The organism is Rhodocytophaga rosea (assembly GCF_010119975.1).
Lineage (GTDB): Bacteria > Bacteroidota > Bacteroidia > Cytophagales > 172606-1 > Rhodocytophaga > Rhodocytophaga rosea.
Genome location: NZ_CP048222.1, coordinates 5678035 through 5695143, shown reverse-complemented (window position 1 = coordinate 5695143; position 17109 = coordinate 5678035). Strand labels below are relative to the sequence as shown.

The 17109-nt window shown below is 40.7% G+C and carries 13 protein-coding genes; 5 read left to right on the top strand and 8 right to left on the bottom strand.

Features of this window, described 5'->3' with window-relative positions; translation table 11 throughout:
- Window positions 1-49 precede the first annotated feature (49 nt).
- Together GXP67_RS23535 and GXP67_RS23530 are read right to left on the bottom strand one after the other, a co-directional pair.
- Window positions 50-682, bottom strand: a complete 633-nt coding sequence (locus GXP67_RS23535) for a response regulator transcription factor (protein ID WP_162445380.1) — start codon at window positions 680-682, stop codon at window positions 50-52.
- A 169-nt stretch (window positions 683-851) separates the two neighbouring features.
- Window positions 852-4106 (bottom strand): sensor histidine kinase, encoded by a 3255-nt coding sequence (locus tag GXP67_RS23530; protein ID WP_162445379.1) that lies wholly within the window; start codon window positions 4104-4106, stop codon window positions 852-854.
- A gap of 385 nt (window positions 4107-4491) precedes the next feature.
- Here GXP67_RS23530 and GXP67_RS23525 point away from each other — a divergent pair, with 385 nt between their 5' ends.
- Both GXP67_RS23525 and GXP67_RS23520 read left to right on the top strand, forming a co-directional pair.
- Entirely contained in the window at window positions 4492-5055 is a 564-nt protein-coding gene (locus GXP67_RS23525; RefSeq protein ID WP_162445378.1) for a hypothetical protein, read from the top strand.
- An 84-nt stretch (window positions 5056-5139) separates the two neighbouring features.
- Window positions 5140-5940 (top strand): lipid II flippase Amj family protein, encoded by an 801-nt coding sequence (locus GXP67_RS23520; RefSeq protein WP_162445377.1) that lies wholly within the window; start codon window positions 5140-5142, stop codon window positions 5938-5940.
- Window positions 5941-6123: 183 nt separating this feature from the next.
- Here the strand turns inward: GXP67_RS23520 and GXP67_RS23515 are convergent, their stop codons facing one another.
- The 6 genes from GXP67_RS23515 to recQ all read right to left on the bottom strand — a co-directional run bounded on the left by GXP67_RS23515 (window position 6124) and on the right by recQ (window position 13811).
- Window positions 6124-6759: an LON peptidase substrate-binding domain-containing protein gene (locus GXP67_RS23515; protein WP_162445376.1), complete on the bottom strand. Its 636-nt coding sequence runs from the start codon at window positions 6757-6759 to the stop codon at window positions 6124-6126.
- Window positions 6760-6971: 212 nt separating this feature from the next.
- The gene (locus GXP67_RS23510; protein ID WP_162445375.1) at window positions 6972-7451 is read right to left on the bottom strand and encodes a gliding motility lipoprotein GldH; all 480 of its coding nucleotides are present in this window, start codon (window positions 7449-7451) and stop codon (window positions 6972-6974) included.
- Between the two features lie 139 nt (window positions 7452-7590).
- Window positions 7591-8754: a glycoside hydrolase family 5 protein gene (locus tag GXP67_RS23505; protein ID WP_162445374.1), complete on the bottom strand. Its 1164-nt coding sequence runs from the start codon at window positions 8752-8754 to the stop codon at window positions 7591-7593.
- 166 nt (window positions 8755-8920) lie between these two features.
- Window positions 8921-10096 (bottom strand): PSP1 domain-containing protein, encoded by a 1176-nt coding sequence (locus tag GXP67_RS23500; protein WP_162445373.1) that lies wholly within the window; start codon window positions 10094-10096, stop codon window positions 8921-8923.
- Window positions 10097-10236: 140 nt separating this feature from the next.
- Window positions 10237-11541, bottom strand: coding sequence for a phosphoribosylamine--glycine ligase (gene purD / locus GXP67_RS23495; protein ID WP_162445372.1), 1305 nt, complete (start codon window positions 11539-11541; stop codon window positions 10237-10239).
- An 83-nt stretch (window positions 11542-11624) separates the two neighbouring features.
- Window positions 11625-13811: a DNA helicase RecQ gene (gene recQ, locus GXP67_RS23490; protein ID WP_162445371.1), complete on the bottom strand. Its 2187-nt coding sequence runs from the start codon at window positions 13809-13811 to the stop codon at window positions 11625-11627.
- Between the two features lie 478 nt (window positions 13812-14289).
- Between recQ and GXP67_RS23485 the strand changes: the two genes are divergently transcribed.
- The 3 genes from GXP67_RS23485 (at window position 14290) to GXP67_RS23475 (ending at window position 17078) form a co-directional block, all read left to right on the top strand.
- Window positions 14290-15363 (top strand): mannose-1-phosphate guanylyltransferase, encoded by a 1074-nt coding sequence (locus GXP67_RS23485; RefSeq protein ID WP_232064548.1) that lies wholly within the window; start codon window positions 14290-14292, stop codon window positions 15361-15363.
- A gap of 191 nt (window positions 15364-15554) precedes the next feature.
- A complete protein-coding gene (hemH, locus tag GXP67_RS23480; protein ID WP_162445370.1) occupies window positions 15555-16655 on the top strand; it encodes a ferrochelatase in 1101 nt (366 codons plus the stop codon).
- A 3-nt stretch (window positions 16656-16658) separates the two neighbouring features.
- Window positions 16659-17078, top strand: coding sequence for a carboxypeptidase-like regulatory domain-containing protein (locus GXP67_RS23475; protein WP_162445369.1), 420 nt, complete (start codon window positions 16659-16661; stop codon window positions 17076-17078).
- Window positions 17079-17109 lie beyond the last annotated feature (31 nt).

The window sequence follows — 17109 nt, the reverse complement described above, 5'->3', positions numbered from 1 at the left end:
AAAACGGTATTTTTTAATTTATTTTTGAAGAAGATTTTAGAAAAATGGCTTAAATCAATTTATTTTTCAGCCCTTTTTCAATGGCAGCTGCTTTGTTGTTTACCTCGAGTTTGAAGTAAATATTCTTGATGTGGGATTTCACGGTTTCTACGTGTACAAATAGGGTATCGGCGATGTCTTTATAGCTTTTTCCTTTGGCTATCAGGTTTAAAACCTCTGTCTCCCTGCTAGTTAGGGGAGATTCAGTAGCTGTGGTCTTCCGGAAAGACTCCACTACCATTTTGGCGATATTTCCGCTCATAGGGGCACCGCCGGAAGCTACTTCATTAATGGCATCCAGAATTTTGAAGTGGCTGGATGTTTTAGTAATATATCCGGAAGCACCGGCGCAAAGGGCATCAAAGACAACTTCGCTGTTGTCGTGTACTGTAATTACTATCGCATTTACCGTTGGCAGGACTTTACGGGCTTCTTTTATACCCTGTATGCCGTTCATCCCAGGCAGATCTACATCCATCAGAATAATATCGGGCCTGTCGATGAGCAGGTTACTGAGGGCATCTTCACAATTTGTATAGGTATTTACAACGGTATGCTTGCTTAGATCTGAAATATAAACGGTAAAAGCTTCTTTTACCACCACATTATCTTCTACAATTATAATCCGTAATCCTTCTTTCATATCATTTTAATAATTTGATTATGAGGCATATAAAACACCATTTATACTCTCTATCTCTTAAAATTCCTACCCTCTGCAACCAAGTAACTAGTTTTGCGCCGTATTAAAAATACCTCAGGCTAATGTCTTTATCGAACCTCTTTTTGGCTAAGTAAAATTGTTCTGTAAGTTAATTACTAAAGTCCAAAATTAACTTCTTTTTGTCCTCCCCTTTTCGGGGGATAAGGATAGTGAGAACGATTTCAGTGCCCTGGTTCAAATGCGACTCAATAGAGATATCGGCATTGATCTTTCTGGCTCTCGACCGCATATTTTCAAGCCCGTTGCCATTCTTTTTAAGCAGCGTCCTATCAAAGCCACATCCATCATCTTTAATAGAAATCCGCAACTGGTCATCGTCTGCTATGGCTCTTACCTGCACGGTCTGGCAGTGGGCATGCTTTACAATATTGGTGAACACTTCTTTACAAATAAGGGTAATATGCCGGCTGGCACCGGAAGGAAAGGTAAGGCCAGGATCTTGTATGTCTTTGGAGAAATGGAAAGAGATGCCAGTCCTGTCAAAAAGGTCTTCGCCAAAATCCTTAATGTTCAACAAAATCACTTCAGCCTTATCACTTTTAGGGTCGATAGACCATATAAAGTCTTTGGTACCATAAAACAAGGTTTGTGCATGCTGGGTAAGCCGGCTAAGCAGGTCTTCGATATAATATTCCTTTTTACTCTGCCTGATATTTATCAAATTGACAATAGCGGTAATACTAGCCAGCTGATTCCCCATTTCGTCATGAAAATCCATAGCTACTCTTTTGCGTATGGCTTCCGCTTCTTGTGCTTTTACCCGTTCCATGGCCAGTAAGTTCTCAAATTTCACCTGCAACCATAAGCGGTGCAGGGAATAGACAATTACCAGAATGATAGAGATAAACAATGTACGGAACCACCAGGTTTGCCAGAAAGGAGGCGTAATAATTAGTTTCACGGCGGCAGGCTCCTGATTCCATAAACCATCGCTATTGGTTCCTTTTACTTTAAAAATATATTCTCCGGGCGGAAGATTGGTATAGGTAGCGAACCGCTTGCTGCCATCTGTAAAATTCCACTCATCCTCAAAGTTTTCCATCATGAAGGCGAACTTATTTTTGTGAGGGGCTGTAAAATCCAGACAGGTAAAGCTGAACGACAAAATATAGTCTTTATAGGAAAGATTGATCTCATCCGACAAATATAAGGGCCTGGATAGCACCGGACTTTCACCGGCATAGGTGTTTTTGTGGGCTCTGCCAGGTTCGATAACTTCATTAAAAATCCTGAGTTCGCTGATAAGAACCGGCGGTTTAAAAGTGCTTTCGGTAATACGCTGCGGGTAGAACAAATTGAAGCCATTATGTCCTCCAAATAGCATAGCTCCATCTTTTGTCTGGCAGTGGCCAGAGAGAAATGTATTGCCCTGTAAACCATCGGTGATATCATACCCTTTGCCATGCCCGCTTACCGGGTTGTAATGTATGATGCCATTATTGGTACTCAGCCACAAATTTCCGGCTTCATCTTCCAGAATACCGTACACACTATTCAGTATGGAAGAAATCTGCCGTATGTGTACCCGCTGAAAATCATCTGTACCAGGATTATAAAAACTCAGTCCGCCTCCCTCAGTACCTACCCATATTCTTTGTTTACTGTCTTCAAATACAATCTGCGGACTATCACTGCCTATACTTTGTGTCTGGGAAACCTCATAGCGGAAATGGCGGAAACTCAAACTACCATCCGTTTTTATCACAATTTTATCCAGGCCGCCTTCGGAAGTAGACACCCAGATATTCTGATGGCTATCTATAAATATATGTTTAATGCGGTCATTCGATGGTGAGTTGCTATCATCGGGATTGTGCACAACATGAGTTGTAGTTTTATTCTGCGGATCGTGTATATATATTCCTCCGCCCCAGGTTCCAATCCAGAACCTGTTTTTATTATCTATAGCTGTGGAAGATAATGCCGGGAAGCCGATCTGGGCAGCAGGATTATCTTTATAAATATCATTAAAATGAGTAAATGTGCCGGTTTTTCTATCCAGCCTGTCCATGCCACTACTGGTAGCTACCCACAGGTTTTTCTCGGCATCTTCGCATATACCCCAGATGCGCCTATCGGAGATAGATCGTTTATTGGCAGGATCATGTTTATAGTGCGTAAATGTATCCTTCTGCCGGTCATACTTGCTCAGGCTGGCTCCCCAGGTGCCAATCCATATTATTCCCTGATTGTCTTCATATAAAAGGCTGATGTTACTGTTAGGCACACTATTTTCATCAAAAGGGTTATTTTTGAAGTGCTGAAACTTCATACCTCCGGGATTAAATTTACTGATCCCATTGTCGTGACCAACCCAGATATTACCGGCATTGTCTTCAAAAAAGCAAGGAACCCAGTGCCCCTGAAAAGATTGTGGCTTCAAAAAATCAGTCTGATAGCGGATAAAACTTGCATTGGAGGAGTGGAAATAGTTAATACCTCCATCATGGGTGCCAAACCACAGATCGCCTCTGCTATCTTCCAGCAGAGACAGGATACCATTATCACTGATAGAATTTATATCGCCAGCCTGCTTTTTAAAGATTTTATACTGCCTGGAAGTGGGATTATAGGTATGTAAGCCAGTATCCTGCGTGCCAATCCAGAGGTTACCCTTGCGGTCGTATTTAAGCACTTTTACATATAGCCCGGCGGCAGCCTGAATAGAAGTAATGTCTGTAAAATTCCGGAATTCGCCGGTTTCTTTATTGAACTTAAAAATTCCGCTCCCCCAGGTACCTACCCATAAGTTTCCATCATTGTCTTCAGTAATGGCGTTAATCGCATTACTTACCTGCTGACCAGGCTGAGAAGGAATATAATAATTAACAAAATGGTCTTTTGCCGGGATATATTTACTAAGCCCATTATTAGTACCTACCCATAATGTACCTTCTTTATCCGTAAATAAATTCCAGATATTATTGTCGGCGAGAGAATTTTTCTGGGGTTTATGATGAAAATATGAGGTAAAACTCTCCGTTTCCCGGTGATAACGGTTAAGACCTGAACTGGTAGCTACCCAGAGATTACCCACTTTATCTACCGCCAGGGCTTTTACCCAGCTATTGGAAAGAGAAGCAGAATTGCCGGGAATAAAGTTAAACGACTTAAAACCATAACCATCGTACCTGTTAAGTCCATTCTGGGTTCCTATCCATAAAAAACCATCCCATGTTTGTGTAATCGCATACACAGACGTGCTGGAAAGCCCTTTATCTACAGAAATATGTTCAAAAAATACTTCTTTACTTGGATCGCCGGGATGTGCCTTCAAGCCAGTGATGGCAAGCAGATATAGCCAACAGCAAAATAAAGGAGTAAGCCTGTTTGAAAAAAGCATGTATGGGTAGCAAAAACAACATTAAATATAACAAATTTCACTGAATTCGGTAATAAAAACAGTATTGGATCGAATTAATTTGTAGCAATTGCCATGGCAAGCACATAGATATGTAATTATAGACTCAGATTTTATATAATGGATATGAGCCGCTCTGCTACAGGCAAACTTACCTTGCCCAGGAGGCAACAGGAATTATTCTATTGAGAAATATCCAGGGCTTATTATATGTATTAGAGATAATAGCTTACACCATGCGAATAGCTTTGTCACAAGAATAAGATTTCTGATTAAACTGTATTACGTCTATTTCCATAAATTGGAAAATAAACGCAACTCATAAGTATAGTTGCTTTTAGCCATATGTCGTGTGCTATAAAAGAAGATGAATAATATACAATTAAAAAGCCTATCTAATTTGATAGCAGAGTCAGAAGAATCTATTGAAGTAAGCTGGCAAGAGGAGTGCTTGACTTTAAAAACAGAGAAATACGAATGGTGGATTTTTCTTGGTATTGCCTTAGCTCTATTTTCATCCCTATTAATCTATGCGCATGATAGAGGGGCATATAATCTTGAAATAGGGTTAATAGGATTATATATGTCTTTACAAACGATTTGGAGTAAATTTACTATTAATAAAACGATCCTATTCAATCCTACAGAGAATACGATTATTATTAAGCCGGCCTTTTTTCTTCAAAGATTCTGGCTTGCGAAGTACTTACAGATAAGTCAGCCTATGAAGCTACATGAATTAGAAGAAATCAAAGTAGTTCATTATAGAAATTTCCAATATCATTGGACCAGAAGAGTCTACTTTACTAGAAAACATTGTTCAGTTTATTTATTAGAATTTGAAGATAAAGATACGGCTAAAGCAGTTGCTGAGGTAATCAACAGAATGAGACAACAACAGCATATAACAATAAAACTAAACGTCACCTAGCTACTCAAGCACAAGTCCACAGTTAGAAGCTTAGGTTTGCGTAGGCTAATGATCTGTTACCTACAAGCTAAAAGAAAAGAATAGATGTCCCTGCAAATCACTATTGTTCTTGTCCTTACTTTTGTAATTAATTTGGTTACGACTTTATCCTATTCAGTCAGGATAGTAGGGATCAGAACCGGTAGAATTGCTATTTCATTCGCCCTCTTCAGTATTTTGGTATTGGTATCCAGAACAGCTAATGGTTTTCAAGCACCACTACTTGCTAAAACGGTTGAACAGGACATCAAATTAGGTATTTTAGAGAATAGTACCCCCTTTCGTTATATTATTCTTTCCTGTACGCTTGCTACCTTGGTAGGAGCTGCGCTGATTCCTACTTTTCAGCGTGTGTTATCCAAAGCAGTTTTGCAATTCAGTGTGCATAAATCTGTGCCTAAGCTGCTTTTATATGGCTTTTCTAAAGACGGTATTCTGCAATTTAAAGAAAGCTTAACCATGCCTGTCAAAGCGAACCTGACACAACTGGAAATAGGCAGGGGGTTTCCATGGAATATTTTCATATTGAATGTATTCGCAGTAGCCATTGTGACCGTAGGAGTCTTGTCAGCCGTTTATGCAGGCTACATCATCCCCGAATATAGAACCACAGCCAGCAACCTATCAGCTTTTATCAATGGGTTTGCTACTATTTTGATGTTCACCTTTGTTGATCCGCATTTATCTGCCATGACTGATGATGTAGTGATAGGCAAATGTGCAGAGAATACATTCAGAAAATATGTCATTTACATGGTAGTAGCACGGTTGTTAGGCACAGTATTGGCGCAGTTGCTATTTATACCTTGTGCACAGTTGTTAGCACAAATAGCTAAAATCATGTAAAAAGCGGCAGGGAATGCCAATGCCACCTAAACTGATCCCCCTAGCGTATCCGGCTCATCGCCTCAGTGATAGCTTAAGGCGCAAAGTTGCATCTGATACGATACATTCAATTCAAAACTAAAAGAAGAAAAAATCTGCCAGGCAATATCAGAAGATTGTATGTTGCCAGCTGTTAACAGACTTTCAGAAATTAAGCGGATCAAAATGGCGGAAATGGCCGTTCATGCGTACCCGTTCTTTGGTACGTTCCATGTCATAAATAATCGGTATCGCCCTTTTTAAGTGGGAAAGTAAATACAATTGCCTGTCGGATTCGGAAGGGATAGTAAGCAGTTCATATTCCTGCTCTACTGACAAACCAACCTTGTGTGCCATTTCAAACGAGATAAACTGGTACGACCTGAAATTCAGATCCAGATTCAGTTGCAGCAGTTCATAAAGCCGTTTCAGCGACTGCACTAACTCCTTAAAAATATCTTCTGAGGTATCATCCAGCAGGTCTACTATTTCCACTTCCCCTCCGGCATAAAGCTTATCTTCGAAAGGGTTATCAAAATTAAGCAACTTAAATATATGTACGCCCTGCGTTTCTATATCCATCCGGCCATCTTCATATACTTGGTTTAGTGCTACAATTTTCATTTCTGTACCATAGCTTTCAATTTTGTTATTAATAAAAGCCGGTATTCCGAAATTAGATTCCTGTTCCAGACATTCTCCAATCAATTGCCGATAGCGGGGCTCAAAAATATGCAGGTTGAGTTTCTCATTCGGGAAAACAACCAGATTTAAAGGAAATAATGGGAGTGTTTTTTTCATACAGCTTCAGGTGACACACACTTTCCGCCTCAGATTTAACTGAAGATTTTTATTTTGCACCTACGTTCACAATACCTGCAAGGTGCACAATTTTACCTTAGAATGAAAATTTCTCAGGCTTCCGGTTTACCTGCATAGTTAACTGCAATCTGTACATTATGTTCGCTGCATAACAAAGAATGACCAGAGATTGGTAAGTTATTCTAGTACGATCAGGCATTAGGTTTAGTAGCTTTTTCTACCCGGATGCCTACGCTCATAATATCCGGTAAAGGGTCCTGGCGCATATATTGCTTGACTTTGAAGGTATATGTACCTTTCCGTTTGAATGAATAGGCAGGCATAGATAGAATCTGGTGATCAAAAATATCACCCAGGCCATCGCCCAATGGTTTACCTGTAGTGGCATCAAATAAGGTCAGGTCCTGCAACCGGCCCGAAAGTTGCTTCCCCTGCTCATCATACAAATAATAGGTCAAATAAAGATTATGATAAGGATAGGAAACGGCATTGCGGACGTTGTAATAGATATTATAAGGAACAGTGGTATCTTCTATCGTGAAGGTAAAAGTAAGCATTGTATCAATGTACCACAGGTTTTTTTCGATGGTATGGTTTTCTTCATAAACCCGGCTAGGGTCGCAGGCCGCACAAATAATCAGCAAAGAAAAAACATAGAGCCAATACTTCATATCTGGTATGTAACGATCAGGGTTAATAAAACAAAAAGATGAATATACAATTTTATCTATATAATCATCTTTTGCCAAAATTAATATATAATCAACAGAGATTGCTAGCATGTAAGGAAATCCCTTTAGAGAAAACCTATTATGCTTTCATTAATAAGGTAAGCAACTTACGGTCAAGTTTGTATCCATGCCAGTCTTCATAAGCTATATCTGAACGGCCCGAATCCAGAATACCAAAATCTCCCCTGAACTCCCAGAGCGCAAAGCCTATTCCATGACTGGAAAGAATATCCAGTACATCTGCAAACCAGGCCAGAAATACAGCATGAGGCGTTTTATTCCAGCAGCCGCATTCCCCGCAATGTACGCCCACTCCCTGGTTTACCAATCCTATCCAGGGTTTGTAAAATTCTTCCAGCATAGCACGGCTCAGGTATTTATCGCCTACCTGTCCCGGCCATTTTGGTTCCGGCAGATTTTCAGGGTCCTTATTCGCCCAGGGTGCTTTATAATGTGAAATGATTCCGGGATGATAGCCCCTGCAGCTCTGGGCAATGTTCAGATCCGTAATTTCGGGGATCACTTTGCTACCTACATCATTGCCATCGGCGATCACCAGGTGACCGGCATTCTCCTTCCGGATCGATTCTGCAGCGGCTTTGGCTACTTTTCGGTACACCTCTCCCGGAACGGTGCTTCGTTTGGAATGCTGGTCGTTCATATCTTCGCGCATGCTCGGTTCATTCACAAGGTCAAAGCTGATTTTTTTGGAAGAAACATTCTTATACCGTTTGGCCCACATATTCCAGTGAAAATTAAATGCTTCCTGAGCCTGCTGGTCTTTCCACAAATTATACGGCTCATGAAAACCGGCATTCACACAATATCCTGGTGCCCGGTGCAGGTTTAAACTTACGTGCAGGTTATGCTTATGCGCTGTTTGCACCAGCTTGTCAATCTTGTCTACCTGCTTTTCATCTATCTTATACACCTCATCCGGGGTAATATTGCGGCTGCGGTCAATATTCAGGTAAAAGGGGTAGGCCATCGGTATTCGTATAAAATCGAAGCCCCAGTCTGCCATCCAGCGCAGTTGATCTTCAGTAGTAGGTTTGCGGGTATTAGCAGGATCAGGTGAGAAAAAATCAAGTAAATTAAAGCCTTTCCATTTAGGTAGTTTATTCTGAGGTTTTACTGCTGGTGCAGCAAATGCAGTATGCGCCGCTATTCCCAGTCCGGCGCCTAGTATACTTGTCTTTTTAACAAATTCTCTCCGGTTAAATGTAGGTTTATTGTTTGCCATATATCTGAGCCATTAAACAAAGCCGAATTTAGTTATTCACGTTTATCAATGGGTAAAATGAGAAAATATTTCTGCAAAAGGAAGCCTGGCTACAGAAATTGAACAAATAAAAATCCTGCAAAAATGTACTTCTGCAGGATCACTATTGTTTTTGAGCGTATGTAAATCAGGCCTTGCCTGCTTCCGGACTAGTTTTAGGTTTCTTTTTCTTTTTCTTCTTTTTAGGCTTACCTGATTTGATATTCTTTTTATCAAAACGTTCCAGGTCATTTTCTACCACTGAAACAGCTGATACAGGTACTTCTTTTTTCGGCGTTCCATCGTTCTCCTCCAGTGAAACTGGCTTCACTCCTTTTTTATTCATCGCCAGAATTTCGTTCACCCGGTTTACCGTTAAAGGAATCCAGGTACTTTCGTTATGATAGCCAAACCAGAGGAGCTTTTTGAAAATATCTGTTTTCTGAAGAAAAACCGGGCCCTTTTCTGTCAGCAGAGGCTCTTCTATCGTGGGAATATCTTTCAGGGCTTCCATATAGGTATCCAGCTCGTAATTTAAGCAGCATTTAAGCCGGCCACACTGCCCGGATAACTTACTGGGATTGAGCGAAAGATTCTGATAACGGGCGGCTGCAGTAGATACACTTTTAAAATCGGCAAGCCAGGTAGAACAGCATAATTCGCGGCCGCAGGAACCAATACCGCCCAAACGTCCGGCTTCCTGCCTCAGGCTGATCTGCTTCATTTCCACCCTGATTTTAAATTCGCCGGCCAGTACCTTGATCAACTCCCTGAAGTCAACCCTTTCTTCTGCTGAATAATAAAAAGTAGCTTTGGTATTATCTGCTTGGTATTCAACATCTGAAAGCTTCATATTCAGCTTCAGTTCATCGGCAATCTGACGGGTACGAAACAGGGTAGGCATTTCACGGAGTTTTACCTGCTCATATTTTTCGAGGTCTTTCGAAGAAGCCACTCTATAAATAGTCCGGATTTCGTCGGTTTCTTTCACAGATTTTTTGATCATCTGTAAACGAACCAGTTCTCCCTGCAAAGAAACATAGCCCATATGATGACCATTAGGAACGTCTACAATCACCGGATCTCCGGCATAGAGTTCCAGATTTTCTGCATTACGGAAAAACTCCTTACGGCCTCCCTTGAAACGTACTTCTACGATATTAAAACGGCTGGCGAGTGGTAAATCCATATTACTCAGCCAGTCAAACACATTCATTTTATTACACCCGCCAGTGCCGCAAGCACCATTGTTACGGCAGCCTGATACGGTTCCATCCGCTGTTTTTGTGCCACAGCCTCCGGACGAACAACTTTTGCATCCCATAATCTATATAATTTATTCAGCACGCATATTTTATACGTACCTACAAAGCCAGAAAAATTACCTTTTGCCAGTGACAGGTAAACAAGCCATACTATTTTTACAATCTCCTGACACCTGCATGGCAACGGGTAATTTAGTAATTATTCATTGATATTAATCGATTTATACTGTAAAATATCCAATCCTATATCTTTTCTATAATATTTTTTCTCCCAGGTAATCACGCCAGCTGCTTTTTTGGCTTTTTGCAAAGCATTTTCCAGCTCAGCATCCATTCCTGTTACCGTGAGTACTCGTCCACCATCTGTAAGAATATTTCCGTCGGCCGTAGTTTTCGTAGCGGCATGAAAAACCAGTACATCCTCAGTTTGGGCTAAACCAGTAATTACTTTATTCTTTTCGTATGCCTCCGGATACCCCCCCGATACCAGCATTACGGTTGCAGCCGCCTTTTCTTCGATCTCAATCCCTATGTCTGCAAGTTTTCCTTGCGCTACCACCTGAAATAATTCCACCAGATCGGATTTTATCCTGGGTATTACTACTTCTGTTTCCGGATCGCCCATGCGCACATTATATTCAATTACGTATGGCTCGCCAGCCACGTTCATTAATCCAATGAAAATAAACCCACAATAGTTCACCTTTGCCTCATGTAATCCGCTAATGGTAGGCTTTACAATCCGTTCTTCTACTTTCTGCATAAACGCAGCATCTGCAAATGGAACTGGTGATACTGCACCCATACCACCGGTATTTAATCCGATATCTCCCTCTCCTATCCGCTTGTAATCTTTGGCTTCCGGCAAAATTTTATATGTCTTGCCATCCGTCAGCACAAATACGGATAATTCGATGCCAGACAAAAATTCTTCTATCACTACACTGGCACTGGCTTCGCCAAACTTTTTATTGGCCAGCATATCGTACAAGGATTCTTTGGCATCCTCCAGGGTACTGGCAATAATCACCCCTTTACCAGCGGCAAGGCCATCGGCTTTCAGTACAATCGGCAAAGAATGCGTAGATAAATAGTGTAAGCCTTCCTGTAATGTAGCAGCAGTAAATGTGCGTGAACCAGCGGTAGGAATATGGTTTTGCCGCATGAAGGCTTTTGCAAAATCTTTGCTTCCTTCCAGCATAGCCCCATGTTTATCCGGGCCAATCAGGCCAATCTGGCTGAGTTCAGGCCGTACACTAAAATAATCCCGGATACCTCGTACGAGTGGTTCTTCCGGACCTACCACAATCAGGGTTATTTGCTGTTGAAGGGCAAAATGGGCAATACCTTCAAAATCATTTACAGACAGTGCTACATTCTGGGCTATCTGAGCAGTTCCGGCATTGCCGGGCGCTACAAATAAACGGCTGCATAAAGGGCTTTGTGCCATTTTCCAGGCAAAAGCATGTTCTCTTCCCCCCGATCCAAGTATAAGTATGTTCATTTAATTAATTGAAAGGTGAAAATTAAAAATGGAGAATATAAAGTATAAACTTTGCTAATTCTCCATTTTTAATTTTGCATTATTTAATTTGCTACTTCAGAAATAAATTTAATCCGCATCAGCCGCAGTTCTTCTTCTGAAAAATCGTCACCAAGTTTACCAAGCGCCATCTGAATATTATCTGTCTCGGCACCCATAAAATAATCAAATATTTCGTCCTGCCGGTCTGTATCCATCACCTGGTCAATATAATAATCCAGGTTGAGCCGGGTACCAGAATAACAGATGTGTTCAATTTCCTCCAGCAGTTCAGCCATATCCAGGTCTTTAGATTCAGCAATTTCTTCCAGGTCAATCTTACGGTCTACCTGCTGAATAATAAAAATCTTGATCTTGGATTTATTTACGGTAGATTTTACCACTACATCGGAGGCCGTTTCTATATCATTCTCCTCCACATATTTGGCGATCAGATCAATAAATGGTTTGCCAAACTTAACCACTTTACCCATACCCACCCCATTGATCTGGCTTAGTTCTTCCTTGGTTGTAGGATAGGTAGTAGCCATCTCTTCCAGAGAAGGGTCCTGGAAAATGACATAAGGCGGCAGGTTTTTCTCTTTCGCGATTTTTTTCCGTAAGCCTTTCAACAGATCAAATAATACCTGATCATGGGCTTTGGCAGAAGTATTAGCTGGCGTATCCTTATCGTCGTCTTCCTCTTCCGTAACGTTAGAGTAATCGTGATCTTTAGAAAGCGTAACCGGATACGGATTTTCTACAAAGTCCATCCCCTTTTCGGTCACTTTCAGCACGCCATAATTATCGATGTCCTTATCTAAGAAATCATATATCAGTATCTGTCTGTACAGTGATAGCCAGTAAGCATTTTCATGCACGGCTCCCTGTCCGAATACTTCTAACTTATTATGTTTGTAACTGATTACATACTGATTTTCAACCCCTCTTAATACATCAGCCAGGTGCTGTACGCCAAAACGCTGATCGGTTTGTAAGACCGCTTTAACCGCCAGTGCTACTTCATCCGGAGCTTCAAATTTCTCTTTGGGTTTCAGGCAATTGTCGCAAAAACCACAGTCTTTGTCTAAATGTTCGCCAAAATAATGCAGCAGTTGCCTTCTGCGGCACACCGAAGACTCAGCATAGGCGGCCATTTCCTGAAGCAGGTGTTTGGCATTATCCCTTTCGGTAACCGGCTTATCTTTGTTAAATTTTTCCAGCTTCAAAATATCATTGTAGCTGTAAAACATAATACAGTTGCCTTCCAGGCCATCCCTTCCGGCCCGTCCGGTTTCCTGATAGTAGCCCTCCAGTGATTTAGGCGCATCATAATGGATCACAAAACGCACATCGGGCTTATCTATACCCATTCCAAACGCAATGGTGGCTACAATTACATCCACTTCCTCATTTAGGAAAGCATCCTGGTTATTCATGCGCACCTGCGGATCAAGACCGGCATGATAGGGCAGTGTCTTAATATCATTTACATTGAGCAGTTCGGAAATTTCTTCTACTTTCTTGCGGCTCAGGCAATACACAATTCCTGATTTGCCCTTATGATTTTTAATGTATTTAATCAACTGCTTCTTGGTGTCGGTTTTCGGCCTGATCTCATAATACAGGTTTTTCCGGTTGAAAGAAGATTTAAATACCGCAGCCTCTTCCATCTGAAGGTTTTTCTGTATATCGAGCTGCACCTTAGGGGTAGCGGTAGCCGTAAGGGCAATCACAGGCAGGTTTCCCAGGTTATCAATAATCGTTTTGATCTTGCGGTATTCCGGGCGGAAATCGTGGCCCCATTCTGAAATACAATGGGCTTCATCGATCGCTACAAATGAGATATTGGCCTTTTGCAGAAAAGCCACATTCTCCTCTTTGGTGAGTGACTCAGGGGCTACATATAAAAGTTTAATGGCGCCAGTGAGCGTATCTTTTTTAACTTTGGTAATTTCAGCTTTACTCAGGGTAGAGTTTAAAAATTGTGCATTCACCCCAACTGCATTCAGCTGATCCACCTGATTTTTCATCAGCGCAATAAGAGGCGAGATAACAATAGCTGTACCTGTGGTCGAAAGCGCAGGTAACTGGTAGCAAAGCGATTTCCCTGCACCGGTCGGCATGATCACAAATGTATTCCTGCCAGCCAGAATATTTTGAATGATGATTTCCTGGTTGCCTCTAAACTGGCTGTAACCAAATATTTCCTTGAGCTTATCTTTAAGATTCGGTGCTTGTTCTGTTAACATCTTTCAAACTACTTAAACAAAATGTATCGCTTTTTCTATCTTTGTTTCCAAAGTTACATAATAACAAAAATATAATTTGAAGTTAATAAAAAATATTAAGTACAAATAAAAAATTAAAGCTTTATCAGGAAGAAATTATATTCTTTATAAAAATACTTTTCTCCAGTACGAAGAACTAAGCTTATTGCATCATCTGTTCTGGCTATAGAATTGTACTTAGCTGCAAATCAGTTTAGCAAATACCACACAAATAATAACTTGCTAAAAATCAGCAAATTATTATAAATTTAACAATTTACAACTTATATAATAGTAAAGCTTGAATAAAATTGTTTAAAATACGGATTTACACTTTACCATACAAAATTTTGCAGATAGGCTACTAATAATAAAATTATATATTAGAATAGTTATATTTTAATTACATCATTCATCAAAACCAAAACTATCCTTACCTTTGCAGTTCAAACTTTAAACCATGACACAGAATAATTATGTTGTAATTATGGCCGGCGGTGTAGGTACCCGTTTCTGGCCTTTTAGCCGTACAGACTTCCCCAAGCAATTTCATGATGTATTGGGCACCGGAAAAACATTATTACAACAAACCGCTGACCGCTTTACCGGCATTTGTCCTCCCGAAAATATTTTTATTGTCACTAGTGTCGATTATAAGGATCTCGTACAAAAACAGCTTCCTTTTCTTACCCCCGACCAGATCCTGCTGGAACCTACCCGGCGGAACACAGCCCCTTGTATTGCGTATGCCAGTTATAAAATTGCAGTTAAAAACCCGCATGCCAATATTGTAGTAGCACCTGCCGACCATATTATATTAAAAGAAGAAGAATTTAAGCGCACCATTAAAAAAGCGCTGGATGCTACTGAAAAACGTGATATCCTGATTACCCTAGGCATTAAACCCAGCCGGCCTGATACTGGCTACGGCTATATTCAATACATCCCTAATGCCGATGCAGACATTAAGAAAGTAAAAACGTTTACAGAAAAACCTTTCCTGGAACTGGCACAGCAGTTTCTTGAAAGCGGCGACTATGTGTGGAATGCCGGTATTTTTATATGGAATGCCAAAGCAATTATGAAAAACTTCCAGCTTCACCTGGATGAAATGGCTGATTTGTTTGAAGGAGGAAAGAAAGTTTATTATACCGATGGAGAAGAAGCTTTCATCAAAAAGACTTATTCCTTCTGTAAGAATATTTCTATAGATAATGGGGTCATGGAGAAAAGTAACGAAGTGTATGTAGTGCTGAGTGATTTTGGCTGGTCTGATCTGGGAACCTGGAAATCGCTGTATGAAGTTTCGCATAAAGATTCCGCCCAGAATGTAATCGATGGCCAGGTGATGCTATATGATACCAAAAACTGCATTATTAAAACGCCTAAAGACCGGCTTGTGGTGGTACAAGGCCTGGATGGATATATTGTCGCTGAATACGATAATGTATTATTGATCTGCAAAAAAGACGAAGAGCAGAAGGTAAAAGAATTTGTGGCGGATGCCAAGTCTAAAGGAGCCGAGTATATATAGAATAGCTTTGATATAGATAAAGCCAGGCTTGTCACATAACTTTTTATGCATCTGAATAAGGCTATTCTGTTTCTGCATGGATGTGTTAAAACAGGTAATCATGAAACATTCGTAATGCAAAATAGGTTATTTGAAAGCCGGGTTTTACAACATTTTACCTGGCAAATCCACGACCTGTATATTTTTTAATTATGATAAGCCCTGCTCCTGTTACAGCCACCGCTTCGCAGCAACCTGATTCTACCGGCACTACTTCAGTTTCGCCCCGAATTGGGGTATTGCTGGTAAACCTGGGAACCCCAGACAGCCCTTCGGTGCCGGATGTACGCAAATACCTGCGTGAGTTTTTAATGGATGGAAGGGTGATAGATATTCCTTTTGTTTCCAGAGCGATGCTGGTGAATCTGATTATTGCTCCTTTCCGGTCGCCAAAATCAGCTAAAGTATATAAGCAGGTATGGACAGACAGAGGTTCACCGCTGAAATTTTACAGTGAAGATGTAACAGCCTTGTTGCAGCAACAATTAGGTGCTGACTATAAAGTTATGTTGGGTATGCGCTACCAGAATCCAAGTATTGCATCGGCATTGGAGCAGTTTAATAACAAAGGCTTCGAGCATATTATTGTGATTCCGCTTTTTCCGCAATATGCTTCGGCTACTACTGGTTCTGTGTATGAAGAGGTAATGAGGATCATCAGCAACTGGCAGATTATTCCGCAGGTCAGCTTTGTAAATTATTTTCTGAATCATCCCAAGTTTATTGAAGCTTTTGCTAGCATAGGCAAAAAACACCTGGAGAAATACAAGTACGATCATTTTATATTTACCTATCATGGCCTGCCCGAACGGCAGATCCGCAAAGGCGATAGTAGTAATACTTGTCTGCAAGGAGATTGTTGCGCAAGCTGGGGTGTCAGAAACCGGCACTGTTACCGGGCACAATGCTTCGAAACTACCCGTTTGCTTGCCAAAGCCTTAAATATTTCTGAATCCAAGTATACCGTTACCTTTCAGTCCCGGCTGGGCAAAGATCCCTGGATAAAACCTTATACGGATGATGTAATTCTGGAACTAACTAAAAAAGGCATAAAATCCGTACTGGCATTTTCTCCTGCTTTCGTAGCCGACTGCCTGGAAACTACGATAGAAGTAGGCGAAGAATATAAAGAATTGTTTGAGAAGAATGGCGGCAAGCACTGGCAACTCGTAGAAAGCCTCAATAATCATCCGTTGTGGGTAGATACCCTGTCAGATCTGGTGAAAGCAAATACGCAAAAGCTGTATGTGTAAGAAATGAAACTATTATTCTCTACAATTTTATATTTAGGTATAATTGACGGATTTAGCCAGCAGATAACAGTCTCCGGAAAAATCATAGATAAAGATTTACAGTCTATAGCCGGAGCAGTTATCCAAACTCTTAATGCTGAATTTAAAACTGCTACTAATGAAAATGGAGAATTCACTTTTTCGATTCCAGAGGAAAGTCAAGAGTTAGAAGTTCATTACGCAGGAATGTTCATTAAGCGTGAACTGATAAAGGGTAATTGCCCATTACATGTTGTTTTACTGCCCATGATATATTATCGCTCTCCTCTTTTGGAAGAAGAACAAAAGAAAGTTGAGCAAGATAGAGAATTACAAGCCAAAAAGATTAAAATCAAAGCTTATAAAAAAAGGATTTTTAAAAGACTAGAAAGTCAATGCCTCTAAAGATTTCTAACTATTTGGAGACAAACAGGTA

Coding starts and splice junctions, on each gene's coding strand:
- GXP67_RS23525 (WP_162445378.1), top strand. CDS start 4,492: ATGAATAATATACAATTAAAAAGCCTATCTAATTTGATAGCAGAGTCA.
- GXP67_RS23515 (WP_162445376.1), bottom strand. CDS start 6,759: ATGAAAAAAACACTCCCATTATTTCCTTTAAATCTGGTTGTTTTCCCG.
- GXP67_RS23520 (WP_162445377.1), top strand. CDS start 5,140: ATGTCCCTGCAAATCACTATTGTTCTTGTCCTTACTTTTGTAATTAAT.
- purD (WP_162445372.1), bottom strand. CDS start 11,541: ATGAACATACTTATACTTGGATCGGGGGGAAGAGAACATGCTTTTGCC.
- hemH (WP_162445370.1), top strand. CDS start 15,555: ATGATAAGCCCTGCTCCTGTTACAGCCACCGCTTCGCAGCAACCTGAT.
- GXP67_RS23500 (WP_162445373.1), bottom strand. CDS start 10,096: ATGGGATGCAAAAGTTGTTCGTCCGGAGGCTGTGGCACAAAAACAGCG.
- GXP67_RS23505 (WP_162445374.1), bottom strand. CDS start 8,754: ATGGCAAACAATAAACCTACATTTAACCGGAGAGAATTTGTTAAAAAG.
- recQ (WP_162445371.1), bottom strand. CDS start 13,811: ATGTTAACAGAACAAGCACCGAATCTTAAAGATAAGCTCAAGGAAATA.
- GXP67_RS23530 (WP_162445379.1), bottom strand. CDS start 4,106: ATGCTTTTTTCAAACAGGCTTACTCCTTTATTTTGCTGTTGGCTATAT.
- GXP67_RS23535 (WP_162445380.1), bottom strand. CDS start 682: ATGAAAGAAGGATTACGGATTATAATTGTAGAAGATAATGTGGTGGTA.
- GXP67_RS23475 (WP_162445369.1), top strand. CDS start 16,659: ATGAAACTATTATTCTCTACAATTTTATATTTAGGTATAATTGACGGA.
- GXP67_RS23510 (WP_162445375.1), bottom strand. CDS start 7,451: ATGAAGTATTGGCTCTATGTTTTTTCTTTGCTGATTATTTGTGCGGCC.
- GXP67_RS23485 (WP_232064548.1), top strand. CDS start 14,290: ATGACACAGAATAATTATGTTGTAATTATGGCCGGCGGTGTAGGTACC.